The organism is Achromobacter sp. HNDS-1 (assembly GCF_040084795.1).
In the GTDB taxonomy this organism is placed as follows: Bacteria; Pseudomonadota; Gammaproteobacteria; order Burkholderiales; family Burkholderiaceae_B; genus Achromobacter; species Achromobacter ruhlandii.
This window is the reverse complement of record NZ_CP157584.1, coordinates 5,519,510-5,533,060: the sequence shown is the minus strand read 5'-3', so window position 1 is coordinate 5,533,060 and position 13,551 is coordinate 5,519,510. Positions and strand designations below refer to the sequence as shown.

Below are 13,551 nucleotides of genomic sequence, written 5' to 3'. Positions count from 1 at the left end.
GGATGCGGGCTTGCGCGCGCCGGCCCCCGGGGCGCCCGCCCCCTTTCCGTCCCGATCATGAACATCACCCTGAAGCAGTTGCGCGTGTTCTGCGCGCTCTACGAGTTGCGCAGCTTCACCGCCGCCGCCCGCGCCGCCTTCGTCACGCAATCGGCGGTCAGCAAGCTGTGCGCCGAACTTGAAGCCGAGGTCGGCCAGCCGCTATTTGAGCGCTCGACCCGCAGCGTCACGCCGTGCGAGGGCGCGGCCGACTTCTATGCCTATGCCCAGGAGATCCTGGGCACGGTGCGAGCGGCCGAGCGCAGCATGTCCGGCCTGCGCTCGCTGGAGCGCGGCGTGGTCGGCGTGGCCTGCTCGCCGATGATGATGGTCGGCCTGCTGGGCGGGGTGATCGCGCGCTACCACCGGCGCCATCCGGGCGTGAAGCTGGACCTGTTCGAACTGAACACCGACGAGACCATCGAGCACGTGCGCCACGGGCGCGCCGATTTCGGCATCGTCTCCACCGACATCGAGGGCGACGAACTGGCCGCGCGCGTCATCTACCGCGACACCATGCATGCCGCCTTCGCGCCCGGCCATCCGCTGGCGCGCCGCAAGCAGGTGCGCTGGGCCGACCTGGCCGCCCACGAACACATTACGCTGCGCAACGTCTACAGCGTGCGCCGCGCGGTGGACCGCATCAGCGGCGAACTCGACCTGCAATTCCAGTCCGGCATCGAGGCCGGCATGCTGACCTCGGTGCTGAATCTGGTGCGCGCCGGCCTGGGCATCACCGTGGTGCCCGGCTACGTCTGCGCCTTCGCGCGCCAGTTGGGCCTGGTCACCGCGCCCATCGGCGGCGCCGGCCAGCGCGGCCACGCGCTGTGGCTGATCCAGCGCCACAACGCGCGCCTGTCGCGGGCGGCGGACGCGTTCCTGGCCGACCTGGAAAAGACACTGCGCGCGCGCGAGGCCGCCCCAGACCCCACCCGCTACGACGAGGACGCCGCCGGCCAGTGAGGCCGCGCCGGACCGAGGCGCACGGCGCGGGACTTATCCGGATACGGAATAGGTCTATGAAAATTAGTCCCTTGTTGCGATAAGCCGCGCGGCCGCATGATGGCGGAAATCGCGGCCGCCACCTGCCATCGCGGCCGCAGAAAAACACAGGAGACTTTCATGACCCGATCCCCGCAACGCAGCCGCACGCGCCAGTTCGCCGCCAGCTGCGCCCTGGCCCTGGCCGCCGCCACCGGCGCCGCGCAGGCCAACGACGCCTACCCCGACAAGCCCATCACCATCGTGGTGCCGTTCTCGCCCGGCAGCGCCACCGACACCAGCGCCCGCATCCTGACCGAAAAGCTCGGCCCGCGCCTGGGGGTCCCGATCGTGATCGAGAACAAGCCCGGCGCGTCCGGCACCATCGGTTCCTCGACCGCGGCGCGCGCCGCGCCCGACGGCTACACCCTGATCCTGACCAGCAGCTCGACGCACTCGGCCACGCCGGCCCTGTTCCGCAAGCTGCCGTACGATCCCACCGGCGATTTCATCCACGTCATCCGCATCGCCACCATCCCGATGATGCTGGTGGTGCGCGCCGATTCGCCCTACGGCTCCGTGTCGCAGCTGGTGCAGGCCACCCGCGCCAGGCCGCTGAACTATGCCTACGGCTCGCCCACCAGCCAGATCGCCGGGGCCACCTTCAACAGCGTCGCCGGCGCCGCCGCCAACGCCGTGCCCTACAAGAGCCAGCCGCCCGCCGTCACCGACCTGCTGGGTGGTCACGTCGACTACCTGTTCGCCGACCTGTCGGTGGTGACGTCGTTCATGCACAGCGGCAAGCTCAAGGGCATCGCCTTCACCGGCCAGGCGCGCTCGAAGGACTTCCCCGACGTGCCGACGCTGGCCGAACTGGGCTACAAGAATTTCGACCTGGTGGTGTGGGTGGGCGTAGCCGCGCCCAAGGACACGCCGGCGCCGGTGGTCGAGCGCCTGAACGGCGAGATCACGCGCATCCTGAGCGAGCCCGACAGCATCGCCAAGTTCGAGACGCTGGGCATGCAGGTCGCGCCCAACACGCTGGCCGAACACCAGGCCTTTGCCCAGTCGCAGCGCCAGATCTGGACCCAGCGCGCGATCGACGCGAAGATCGAGCCGCAATAAACGCGCCCGGCGGCCTCAGCCCATCCGGACCGGGGCGGCCGCATTGGCCAGCGGCATCACGGCCAGCCGCAGGCCCATCGCCTTGAGAATCGCCAGCAGGCTGGCCAGCGACGGATTGCCCTTGGGCGACAGCGTGCGGTAGAGCTGGGTCGGGTTCAGCCGCGCCTGCTCCGCCACGGCCTGCATGCCGCCGAACGCCTGGGTCATCTGGCGCAGCACCACCAGCAGTTCGCCCTGGTCGCCATCGGCCAGGATGCTGTTGATCGTCTCCAGCGCAAGGGCGGGGTCGCTGCGATAGACCTCGACCATTGCTTCATCATGGGGCTTGCTTCTCATCATCCGTTCTCCGTTGCCAGTCATGCCAATATTCCACCGCGCGGCGGATGTCGGCATCCTGCGTGCGCTTGCTGCCTCCAGCCAGCAACAACACCAGCCGTTCACCGGACAGCGCGTAGTAGACGCGCAGGCCCGGCCCCGTATCGATACGCAATTCCCAGACGCCCTCGCGGCAGAACCGGTGATCGCCGAAATTCCCCGATGCCAGACGCGCTACACGGCGGATGACCGCCACCTTGTCGCGCAGGCCGCGCAGGCCGCGTAGCCAGGTGGCATAAGAATCCTTGAGTTTTCCAGGGGTGAGGTAGTGTTCGATTCGGTACATCCGATATTCGTCCATAGACGAATTTCAGTCAAGTCAGTGCAGTCCGTTCGCCAACAAGATAGGACACTCCCTTGGTTCCTGCTGGACGGTGCGTGATCTTTTCCTCCCCCACTCATGCCTTCTCCCAACAAAAAACGGGCGCCAAAGCGCCCGTCCGTCCTGCCTGGATCCTGCCTACCCGTCAGAACCGATACTGCGCCGTGGCGATCACCGTGCGCGGCTCGCCCACGCGGATCTGGCCGGCGCTGGTGGCCGAGGCGTAGTAGGTCTTGTCGGTAATGTTGCGCACCGCCAGGCGCCAGTCCCACTGGCCGGCGCGGTAGCCGACCAGCGCGTCCCAGGTGGCATAGCCGGGCAATACCGCGGTGTTGGCGTTGTCGGCGTAGCGCTGGCCGACAAAGGTCAGGCCGGTCTCGCCATACAGGCCTTCGGCCGGCTTGTAGGTCAGGAACACGCTGCCGTTGCGCCGCGCCACATTGCTGACGCGGTTGCCGGCCAGGCCGTTGTTGTCCTGGACGATGGAGGCGTTCTGCAGGCCGATGCCACCGCGCAGATACCAGTTGCCCGTCAGGCGCCCGGCCGCCGTCAGCTCGATCCCGCGCGAACGCTGCTTGCCGGTCAGCAGCACAAGCGTCGGATCGACCGGATCGGTGGTGCGGCGGTTGTAGAGTTCGAGCTGGTACAGCGCCAGCGTGGTGCTCAGTTGGCCGTCGAGCCAGTCGCTCTTGACGCCCACTTCGTATTGGCGCGTGTGCTCGGGGTCGACGTCATTGGTGTTGCCGCGCGCGTTCGGGGTGATGCCGATCAGGCTGCCGCCCACGGGCGAGAAGGTCTTGCTGTACGAGGCGTACACGGAATGGTCGCGCAGCGGCGTCCACACCACGCCGGCGCGCGGGCTCACGCCCCGGCTGTCGCGGCGGGCCGAGAGGTCGAGCATGCGATTGGTCGACTCGACATTGAAGCGGTCCATGCGCAGACCCAGCAGCACCTGCCAGGCGTCGTCCAGCTTGATCTGGTCCTGCACGTAATAGCCCTGGCTGCGGGTCTTGTGCCGGGCCGAACTGCTGAGCGTCATGGCGCCTTCGTGCTGCCGCGACAGGTCCGGATCGTAAAGGTCCAGCGCTGGCATGGCCTGCGCGCCCGCGCCGCGCGCCAGCATGTTGTAGAGATCGGGCGAACGCTCCTGGTTGGCGAACTCGAAGCCGAACAGCACCCGGTGCTCGACGCCGCCGGTATGGAACAGGCCCTCGGCTTCCAGGTTGTTGTTGATGCTGCGCGTGCTCAGGTCCTGCTGCCAACGGGTACGCGTGACCTTGCCGGTGGCGGCGCTGTAGCCGGTCAGGTAGGTGTTGTCGAACTTGCTGTCCAGCGCGAACACGCCCAGCGTGTAGCGCAGCTGCCAGCCCGGCGCCAGCGCGTAGGCCAGGCGCGAGCGGAATGATTGCGCGCGGTCGTCGATGTAGTCGCGGTCCGGGTCGCCGTAGACGGTCGAGCGGCCGACGTCGGCCGGCCGGCCGTTGACGCTGGGGATGCCGCGGTCCGGGGTGCGGTCGTAGCGGCTGTACTCGTACTGCACCAGCCAGTCCAGGTCGGGCGTGATGCGCCAGTTCAGCGACGGCGCCACCAGTTGACGGGTGCCGCCGATCTTGTGACGGAAGCTGTTGCTGTCTTCCTGGCCGATGTTCAGGCGGACGCTGACGTGCTCGCCGGGGTCGGCGCTCAGGTCGCCGTAGAAGCTGCGCAGGTCCCAGCTGCCGGCCTGGGCTTCAAGCGTGGATTCGCGGCCCGGCTGCGGCGCCTTGCTGACGCGGTTGACGATGCCGCCCTGGCTGCCGCGGCCGTACAGCACCGCGGCGGGCCCCTTGAGCACCTCGATCCGCTCGATGTTGTGCAGGTCGCGCACGTACTGGCTGTCGTCGCGGATGCCGTCCAGGTAGAAGTCGTTGCTGGCGTCGAAGCCGCGGATGCGCAGCGAATCGAAACGGGTGTCCGACGCATTGCTGACGTTGGGAATGCCGGACAGCGCCTCGCCCAGCGTGCTGATGCCATAGTTCTGCAGGCTCTCGACCTTGACCGTGTCGATGGCCTGCGGCACGTAGCGCGCGGGGGTCTGGGTGCGGGTGGCGGTGGTGACCTCGGGCACCCGCGGATCGTCAACGCTGACGCCTTCCACGCTGATCGGGGAAAGGTGCGCGGGTTCAGCGTGGACGGACGCAAGGGGCGCGATCGCGGCCAGCGCAATCGCCACGGTCAGGGTACGCGGAACAGGAAAAACAGGCATCGCAAGCTATCTGTAAGTTTTATCGAGCCGCGATCATATCGACAATGAATCTCATTTGTATATGAGATTATTCTCATTTACCTCCACACCCGTGCTTGTGTTGCGGGGCGACAACGCGCCCGTTGCGCCGCGCCCCTGCGCGCGCCCTGCCCGCCCCCGGCCCCCGACATTTGCATGACGCCGTCATCCCGATCGGGGCGGTCCGAATCCTCGCGAATCTGCGAGGTTCATCGTCCAAGTCGACGATGCCGGCCTCATCCAACGGCACGACGCGCCCTCCCCCGGCGTCATGTTTTCCAAACAATCACTCCGATGTTTGCACTACGGACAAGTCTGGCCAGTCGGACGAGCTTTGCATGAGAGGGACAGGGCTGTCGCTGTATTAGGCTGGCCCGGCAGTACTCCGACTCACCTTGATCGATTGGACGAAAGCAAATGAATCAACTCATTCATCCGGACTGCCATCCCTTTACCGCCGCAGGCAACCTGAAGCAAGTCTCCGCGTTCTATGAGGAAGGACGACGTGTCATGTGGATGATGCTGCGCGCCCAGCCGCGCCCCTGCTTTAACCATGAACTGATCGACGAAATCATGACCCTGGCGCGCGCCGCCAAGGACTCCGGCCTGCCCATCGACTTCTGGGTCACGGGTTCACTGGTGCCGCAGATCTACAACGTCGGCGGCGACCTCAACTTCTTCGCCGAGGCCATTCGCACCGGTCGCCGCGAGGCGCTGCGCGCCTACGCCCGCGCCTGCGTCGACTGCGTGCACGCGGCCACACGGGGTTTCGATACCGGCGCGGTGTCGCTGGCCATGATCGAGGGCACGGCGCTGGGCGGCGGCTTCGAGGCGGCGCTGGCGCACCACTTCGTGCTGGCGCAGAACAACGCCCGCATGGGCTTCCCTGAAATGGCCTTCAACCTGTTCCCGGGCATGGGCGGCTATTCGCTGGTGGCGCGGCGCTCGGGCATGAAGCTGGCCGAGGAACTGATCGGCACGGGCGAATCGCACACCGCCGAATGGTTCCAGGCGCGCGGCCTGGTGGACGTGCTGTTCGAGCCGGGCGACGCCTACAAGGCCACCCGCACCTTCATCGACGTGATGCGGCCCAAGCTCAACGGCATGCGCGCCATGCTGCGGGCGCGCCAGCGCGTGCTGCAACTGACCCGCTCCGAACTGATGGACATCACCGAGGACTGGGTCGAGGCCGCCTTCAACATCGACCCGAAGGACCGCGCCTACATGGAACGACTGGTGATGGCGCAGAACCGCCGTTCGCCCGCCGGCCCCGACGGGCTGATGGACGCCACCATGCATTGAGGCCGGCGCGCGCCGGCCGCCTCAGGCAATCAGATGCAGCCGGCGCCGCTGCGCCAGCCAGGTGCTCAGTTCCGCCGCGGGCATGGGCTTGGCATACAGATAGCCCTGCTTGGCGTCCACCCCCAGCGTGTCCAGGAAGGCGGTTTCTTCCTGGGTCTCGACGCCTTCGGCGATCACCTGGAGTTCGAGCGTGCGGGCCACCGCCACGATGGCCCGCGCCAGGGCCTGCGACACGGGGTTCTCGTTGACGCCGCGCACGAAGCTGGCGTCCAGCTTGATCGCGTCCAGTGGAATGCGGGCCAGTTGCGACAGCGACGAATAACCGGTGCCGAAGTCGTCCAGGTGGACCCGCGCGCCGAGTTGGCGGAACTGCTTCATCAGCTCGATCGCGGCGACCTCGTCCTCGATCAGGCAGCTTTCGGTGAGTTCGATGTCCAGCAGGCACGGATCCAGGCCGGCGTCGTTGACCGCCCGCATGAATTCGCTGACCACGCCCTTGTCGTCCAGCTGGCGCGCCGACACGTTCACCGCCACCCGCAGGTTCAGGCCCTCGCGCTTCCAGGCCGCGGCCTGGCGCGCGGCCTCGCGCATCACCCACACGCCCAGTTGCGAGATCAGGCCGGATTCCTCGGCGTAGGGAATGAACACGCTGGGGCAGATCATGCCTCGTTCGGGCGAACGCCAGCGCAGCAGCGCCTCGACCCCGTCGACCTCGCCGCCGCGGCCGGCCAGCTTGGGCTGGTAGTACAGCATCAGGTGGCCCTCGGCCAGCGCCTTGCGCAGGTTGGTGTCCAGCCACACGTAGTCGGCGTTGCGGCGGTCCATCTCGGGCTGGAACACGCGATAGGTATGGCGACCGGCCTCCTTGGCCACGTACATGGCGATGTCGGCGCTGCGCACCACGCTGTCCAGGTCGTCGCCGTGTTCGGGGTACATGGCGATGCCGATGGAACAGCTGGTGTAGACCTCGATCAGTTCCTGGCGGAACGGCTCGCGCAGGCGGTCGATGATGCGGCCCGCGGTGGCCTCCAGCTGCCAGGCTTCAGCGTGTTCCTGCAACACCAGGAATTCGTCGCCGCCCAGGCGCGCCAGCGTCTGGCCGGGCGCCAGGCAGCTGGAAATGGCGATCGCCACCGACTTGAGCAGGCGGTCGCCAAAGCCATGGCCATAGTGGTCGTTGATGCGCTTGAAGTTGTCCAGGTCCAGGAACAGCACGCCGCCGCGGGCACCCTCGCCTTCGGCCAGCGCCGCCTTCAGGCGCGTGGTGATGGCGTGGCGGTTGGGCAGGTTGGTCAGCACGTCGGTGTTGGCCAGCACCCGCAGGCGTTCCTGCGCCTGGCGTTCCTCGGTGATGTCGGTGCCCGAGCAGATCAGGTAGACGCGCTTTTCGCCGCTGCCGCTGGTGACGAACTTGTTGCGGAACAGGAACAGGCGCGGCCCCTTGACCGTGTTGATCAGGCGCTCGACCTCGTACGACTGCCCGCGCTTGTAGAACTCGGCGATGTTGCGGCGCGAGGCGGCGGCCTCTTCGCGCGTCATGAACATGTCGAACACGCTGCGGCCGACGATGTCCTGCTCGCGCTTACCCGTGTATTCCTCGCTGACCTTGTTGAAGCGCTGCACGCGCCCGTGCTGGTCGACGATGACGATGACCGAATTGGCTTCGGACACCACGGTCTCGGCGAACGACAGGCCCTCGACCAGGTCGCGCGCCACCGAATCGGTGTCAGTATGCGCCGAGGCCGTGCCGGCCCATTCGTTGGGATTGATCTTGCGGCCGACCAGCCGCAGCTGTATCGGGTCGCCGTACAGGACGATGTCGATGCGCAGGCTGGCGGTGATGCCAGTCAGGGCGCGGATGGCCTGCGCCTGCTCGGGCTTGAGCGCCATCGCGATATTGGTGGCGCCCTTGACGGCGGACAGCTCGATCGCGTCGCTATCCGCCGGCAGCCTCCAATAGGGGCTCGACGTACCGAAATGCAGGTACAGGATCGATTTGTCGTCCTGAGTCTGAGTCATTGGTATCCCCCGCCGTCCTAGGAAGGCCTGCCGGAAACATTACGGCTTAGGCAGTTCGGGGTCAACCACCTGCGTGAACAGCGTTTGGGCTGTATTGCGGATTATTTCATCTCGTTCGGCAACCGTGGCGCGCGCCCCGCCCCCCGCGCTATGGATGATTCGCGGGGAGAACGATGACTTCACGCGTATTGCGCCTGCCGGTATCTGCCATGCAAACAATAACGTCGAAAATTTGTGACCATTTCCCTGGTGTGGCGCAAATGAAGCACCGGGGCGGGGCGCGCCGGCCTCGGCGCCCCTCGCCCGCAAGGCTTACTCGGGCTTGACCCCGGCCTCGTCGATCACCTTGGTCCAGCGCGCCAGCTCGGCCGACACGCGGGCGCCGGCATCGGCCGGGCTGGTCCACTCGGCGATGGCGCCCTGGTTAAGCAGCGAGGCCTTCACCGCCGGCTTGGCCAGGATCTTCTTGAGCTCGCCGTTCAGGCGCTCGATCACCGGGGCCGGCGTGCCGGCCGGCGCCACGATGCCGAACATGGAGCTGACCTCGAAACCGGGCAGGCCGGCCTCGGCCGCGGTCGGCACCTCCGGTAGCGCCTCGACGCGTTGCGCCGACGTCACCGCCAGCGCGCGCAGCTTGCCGGCCTTGATGCTGGCCTGCGAGGCCGGCACGGTCTCGATCATGCTGAGCACCTGCCCGCCCATCAGGTCGGTCATGGCCGGACCGCTGCCCTTGTAGGGCACGTGCAGGATGTCCACGCCGGCCGTGCGCTTGAACATTTCGCCGGCCAGGTGCTGCGGCGAGCCGTTGCCGGCCGAGGCCATGGTGACGTAGCCCGGGCGCGACTTGGCCAGCGCGATCAGCTGCTTCAGGTCATTGGCCTGCACCGACGGGTTGACCACGAACACCAGCGGCACGGTGCCGACGATGGACACCGGCGCGAAGCTCTTTTCCACGTCGTAGGTGACGCGGCCGCGGTACAGCGCCGCGTTGATCGAATGGCTGGTGAGCGCGCCCATCAGCAGCGTGTAGCCGTCGGGCTGGGCCTTGGCGACCTGGTCGGCGCCGATGTTGCCGGCGGCGCCGGCGCGGTTCTCGACGATCACCGACTGGCCCAGCGCGCCGGTCAGTTCCTGCGCCAGCACGCGGCCGATCACGTCGGTGGCGCCCCCGGGCGGGTACGGCACGATCAGGCGGATGGGCTTGTCGGGATAGGCGTCGGCGGCCACGGCGGGCGCCGCGGCGCCGGTACACAAGGCCAACAGGGAAAGCAGCAAGGCGCGGCGGGGCCGCAGACGCAGGTCTGACATGTAGGTCTCCTGCCGGGATGGGTATAGGAATGGAACGGACGCCCGGCTCGTCAACCGCGCCAGTGTAGGAGGCCAATCTTGATTGATGAATCAGAATTTTTCTATCGACTGATCTTATTTGAAGATCAATAAATATTTATGCAAAAGCGCTTGCCGGGCGTTTCCCAGGCTGTATATGATCTTCGGCCTGGATTATCAATAATATTATCGGGAACAAAAATGACGGACGAGACCAAGGGCGGCAAGCCCGCCAAGGGCCCCTTCGACAGCGATGGCGCGCGCAGCACCGGCGTGGCGCGCGGGCTGACCAACTACGGCGACACCGGCTTTTCGCTGTTCCTGCGCAAGGCCTTCATCAAGGGCGCGGGCCTGTCCGACGACGCGCTGGCGCGTCCCATCATCGGCATCGTCAACACCGGCAGCAGCTACAACCCGTGCCATGGCAACGCGCCGCAGCTGATCGAGGCGGTCAAGCGCGGCGTGATGCTGGCCGGCGGCCTGCCGATGGACTTCCCCACCATCTCGGTGCACGAGAGCTTCTCGCAGCCCACCAGCATGTACCTGCGCAACCTCATGTCGATGGACACCGAGGAAATGATCCGCGCCCAGCCGATGGACGCGGTGGTGCTGATCGGCGGCTGCGACAAGACCGTGCCGGCGCAGCTGATGGGCGCTTCGTCCGCCGGCGTGCCCGCGATCCAGCTGGTGACCGGCTCGATGCTGACCGGCTCGCATCGCGGCGAACGGGTCGGCGCCTGCACCGATTGCCGCCGCTACTGGGGCCGCTACCGCGCCGAGGAAATCGACGCGCCCGAGATCGCCGACGTCAACAACCAGCTGGTGGCCAGCGTCGGCACCTGTTCGGTGATGGGCACCGCCAGCACCATGGCCTGCCTGACCGAAGCCATGGGCATGATGGTGTCCGGCGGCGCGTCCGCCCCCGCCGTCACCGCCGACCGCGTGCGCGTGGCCGAGCGCACCGGCGCCACCGCCGTCGCCATGGCGGCCGCGCGCCTGACGCCCGACCGCATCATCACCGGCAAGTCCATCGAGAACGCGCTGCGCGTGCTGCTGGCCATCGGCGGCTCGACCAACGGCATCGTGCACCTGACCGCCATCGCCGGCCGCCTGGGCATCAATATCGACCTGGCCGGGCTCGACCGCATGAGCCGCGAGACGCCCGTGCTGGTGGACCTCAAGCCCTCCGGCCAGCACTACATGGAAGACTTCCACCACGCCGGCGGCATGCTGGCGCTGCTGCGCGAACTGCGCCCGCTGCTGCACCTGGACGCGCTGACGGTGTCGGGCCGCACCCTGGGCGAGGAACTGGACGACGCCCCCGCCCCGTTCAAGCAGGACGTGATCCGCAGCGTCGCCGCGCCGATCTATCCGGTGGGCGGCCTGGCCGTGCTGCGCGGCAACCTGGCGCCCGGCGGCGCCATCATCAAGCAGTCGGCGGCCAATCCCAAGCTGATGGAGCATGAAGGCCGCGCCGTGGTGTTCGAGGACGCCGAGGACATGGCCCGCCGCATCGACGACGAGGCGCTGGACGTGACCGCCGACGACGTACTGGTGCTCAAGCGCATCGGTCCCACCGGCGCGCCCGGCATGCCCGAGGCCGGCTACATGCCGATCCCCAAGAAGCTGGCGCGCGCCGGCGTCAAGGACATGGTGCGGATTTCCGACGGCCGCATGAGCGGCACGGCGGCCGGCACCATCGTGCTGCACGTCACCCCGGAGGCCGCGATTGGCGGACCGCTCGCCTACGTGCAAAATGGCGACCGGATCCGCCTGTCGGTGGCGCGGCGCGAAATCGCCCTGCTGGTCGAGGATGCCGAGCTGGCGCGCCGCATGGCGGCCGGCCCGGTCGAGCGTCCGGCGGCCGAGCGCGGCTACCGCAAGCTGTTCCTGCAGACGGTGACGCAGGCCGACCAGGGCGTGGACTTCGACTTCCTGCGCGCCGGCGCCACCCGCGACACCGTACCCAGGCAATAACGCTTTTCCTCTCGCCCATGAACGCCATCAGCCCCGCCGCCCTCGAACCCCAAGCGCCCGACGCCCTGGCGGCGGCGGTCGCCGCGCTGGAGGAAGACATCGTCTTCGGCCGGCTGCATCCGCGCGAGCGGCTGACCGAGGATGAGCTGATGGCGCGCTTCGACATGAAGCGCCACGCGGTGCGCCAGGTGCTGGTGGAGCTGGAGCTGCTGGGGGTGGTCGAGCGCAAGCGCAACGTCGGCGCGGTGGTGCGGGCTTTCTCGGCGCGCGAGGTGATGGAGCTGTATGCGCTGCGCGAAGTGCTGGAAGTGCATGCCGCCAGCCTGATGCCGCTGCCGGTCCCGCCGGCGCGGCTGGCGGCGTTGACGGCGGTGCAGCGCGAGCACGACGCCGCGGTGGCCGATGGCGACGCGCGCCGCGTGTTCCGCAGCAACCAGCGTTTTCACCGCGAGTTGTTCAGCCTGCTCGACAACGCGGTGCTGGGCCAGGCCATCGAGGAATACGCGCGCCGCACCCACCCGATCCGCTTCGGCTCGCTGGCCGCCGCCAATTACCGCGAACGCGCCCGCCAGGAACACTGGGCCATGATCCACGCCCTGCGCGACGGCGACCGCGCCGCGCTGATGGCGCTGTGCCGCGAGCACCTGCTGCCCTCGCGCGACGCCTATCTGGCGTCGGAACAGGCGCGCCGCGGCGCCTGAACGGGCAGCACGCGGAACCTGGCAGCGGACGGGCCGGCCCCCCGCGCGGACCGAACGCGGCGCACGCGCATGACGCATCGAACGCCACGACGGGGCATGACCTGGCGGCCGCCTTGCCTTGCCAAGGTCACGCCTCAGCGGGCCTCTTCGGCCAGATACTGGCGCAGCATCGCCACCAGCGCCGCGGCCGCCGGCGGCAGGCTGCGGTTACGCGCCGTCACCAGCCCGATCGAGCGTTCGGCCACCGGGCCGATCAGCGGCCGCTGCACGATGCCGTTCTGCGCCACCGCGCCCGCCGCGATCTCGGGCAGCGCCGCCACCCCGAAACCGCACTCCACCATGGCCACGATGGTGGTCAGGTGCTCGGCCTCGAAGGCTGGCGTGAAGCGGATGCGGTTCTGCAGGAAGGCCCATTCGGTGTACTGGCGCACGCTGCTCGGATGCACCATCGACACGTGCGCCGCGCCGGCCGTGTCGGCCCAGCGCAGCGGCCCCCGGGCGCGCGCCAGCGGGTGCCCCTCGGGGATCAGCAGCAGAAAGCTGTCCGACATCAAGGGCTGGTAATGCAGGTCGGCGTGCTGCGGGTCGGCGGCGGTCAGCGCGAAGTCCACGTCGCCGGCGCGCACCAGGTCGAAGGCCGGGCCCGACAGCGTGTCGCGCACCTTCAGCGCCACCTGCGGATGCGCCTGGCGGTAGGCCATCAACACCCGCGGCAACAGGCGCGCGGCCAGCGACGGCAGCGCCGCCACCGACACCTGGCCATGCTCGGCGCTGGCGATGCCGCTGACCGCGGCGATGGCGTCGCGAAAGGCCACCTGCAGCGCGGCTGCCTGCTGCATGAAGACCTCGCCCGCCGCCGTCAGCCGCACCGTGCGCGTGGTACGGTCGAACAGCCGCACGCCCAGCGCGTCCTCGATGCGCTGGATCTGCGTGGACAGCGCCGATTGCGACAGGTGCAGTTGCGCCGCCGCCTGGCGGAAGTTGAGGGTGCGGCCCAGCACCAGGGTGGTGTCGATGTCGCGCATCGAGAGATTGATCTGCATGCCGCCGGGCGCCTTGTCCATTGATCCGATTTGTCGATCATTCTATCCAAAAAATCTGATTCATCAATCAAACAGGCT

General features: G+C 68.0%; 11 protein-coding genes. 5 read left to right on the top strand and 6 right to left on the bottom strand.

Going from position 1 to position 13,551, the window contains the following annotated elements; genetic code table 11:
• Positions 1-57: 57 nt before the first annotated feature.
• Together ABFG95_RS25595 and ABFG95_RS25590 are read left to right on the top strand one after the other, a co-directional pair.
• On the top strand, positions 58-1,002 hold the full coding sequence (locus ABFG95_RS25595; RefSeq protein ID WP_059269925.1) for a LysR family transcriptional regulator: 945 nt from the start codon (positions 58-60) through the stop codon (positions 1,000-1,002).
• A 159-nt stretch (positions 1,003-1,161) separates the two neighbouring features.
• Positions 1,162-2,145: a tripartite tricarboxylate transporter substrate binding protein gene (locus ABFG95_RS25590; RefSeq protein ID WP_068979709.1), complete on the top strand. Its 984-nt coding sequence runs from the start codon at positions 1,162-1,164 to the stop codon at positions 2,143-2,145.
• A 15-nt stretch (positions 2,146-2,160) separates the two neighbouring features.
• Here ABFG95_RS25590 and ABFG95_RS25585 read toward each other — a convergent pair whose 3' ends face one another.
• From ABFG95_RS25585 to ABFG95_RS25575, 3 genes are all read right to left on the bottom strand, one after another.
• Positions 2,161-2,481 carry a transcriptional regulator gene (locus ABFG95_RS25585; protein ID WP_024068535.1) on the bottom strand — a complete coding sequence of 107 codons (321 nt, stop codon included), beginning with the start codon at positions 2,479-2,481 and terminating at the stop codon, positions 2,161-2,163.
• The gene (locus tag ABFG95_RS25580) at positions 2,462-2,806 is read right to left on the bottom strand and encodes a type II toxin-antitoxin system RelE/ParE family toxin (RefSeq protein WP_348995056.1); all 345 of its coding nucleotides are present in this window, start codon (positions 2,804-2,806) and stop codon (positions 2,462-2,464) included. Before ABFG95_RS25580 ends, ABFG95_RS25585 begins: the two co-directional genes overlap by 20 nt.
• 181 nt (positions 2,807-2,987) lie before the next feature.
• Positions 2,988-5,087, bottom strand: coding sequence for a TonB-dependent siderophore receptor (locus tag ABFG95_RS25575; protein WP_348995055.1), 2,100 nt, complete (start codon positions 5,085-5,087; stop codon positions 2,988-2,990).
• Between the two features lie 435 nt (positions 5,088-5,522).
• On the opposite strand from ABFG95_RS25575, the gene ABFG95_RS25570 reads away from it, so the two are divergent.
• The gene (locus ABFG95_RS25570; RefSeq protein WP_049074682.1) at positions 5,523-6,407 is read left to right on the top strand and encodes a crotonase/enoyl-CoA hydratase family protein; all 885 of its coding nucleotides are present in this window, start codon (positions 5,523-5,525) and stop codon (positions 6,405-6,407) included.
• 21 nt (positions 6,408-6,428) lie between these two features.
• Here the strand turns inward: ABFG95_RS25570 and pdeR are convergent, their stop codons facing one another.
• Together pdeR and ABFG95_RS25560 are read right to left on the bottom strand one after the other, a co-directional pair.
• The gene (pdeR, locus tag ABFG95_RS25565; RefSeq protein ID WP_059269921.1) at positions 6,429-8,426 is read right to left on the bottom strand and encodes a cyclic di-GMP phosphodiesterase; all 1,998 of its coding nucleotides are present in this window, start codon (positions 8,424-8,426) and stop codon (positions 6,429-6,431) included.
• A gap of 312 nt (positions 8,427-8,738) precedes the next feature.
• The gene (locus ABFG95_RS25560) at positions 8,739-9,734 is read right to left on the bottom strand and encodes a tripartite tricarboxylate transporter substrate binding protein (RefSeq protein ID WP_049074687.1); all 996 of its coding nucleotides are present in this window, start codon (positions 9,732-9,734) and stop codon (positions 8,739-8,741) included.
• A gap of 219 nt (positions 9,735-9,953) precedes the next feature.
• Here ABFG95_RS25560 and ABFG95_RS25555 point away from each other — a divergent pair, with 219 nt between their 5' ends.
• Both ABFG95_RS25555 and ABFG95_RS25550 read left to right on the top strand, forming a co-directional pair.
• The gene (locus ABFG95_RS25555) at positions 9,954-11,729 is read left to right on the top strand and encodes an IlvD/Edd family dehydratase (protein ID WP_068949884.1); all 1,776 of its coding nucleotides are present in this window, start codon (positions 9,954-9,956) and stop codon (positions 11,727-11,729) included.
• 17 nt (positions 11,730-11,746) lie between these two features.
• The gene (locus ABFG95_RS25550) at positions 11,747-12,430 is read left to right on the top strand and encodes a GntR family transcriptional regulator (RefSeq protein ID WP_049074692.1); all 684 of its coding nucleotides are present in this window, start codon (positions 11,747-11,749) and stop codon (positions 12,428-12,430) included.
• A gap of 134 nt (positions 12,431-12,564) precedes the next feature.
• Here ABFG95_RS25550 and ABFG95_RS25545 read toward each other — a convergent pair whose 3' ends face one another.
• On the bottom strand, positions 12,565-13,473 hold the full coding sequence (locus ABFG95_RS25545) for a LysR family transcriptional regulator (protein WP_100508330.1): 909 nt from the start codon (positions 13,471-13,473) through the stop codon (positions 12,565-12,567).
• Positions 13,474-13,551 lie beyond the last annotated feature (78 nt).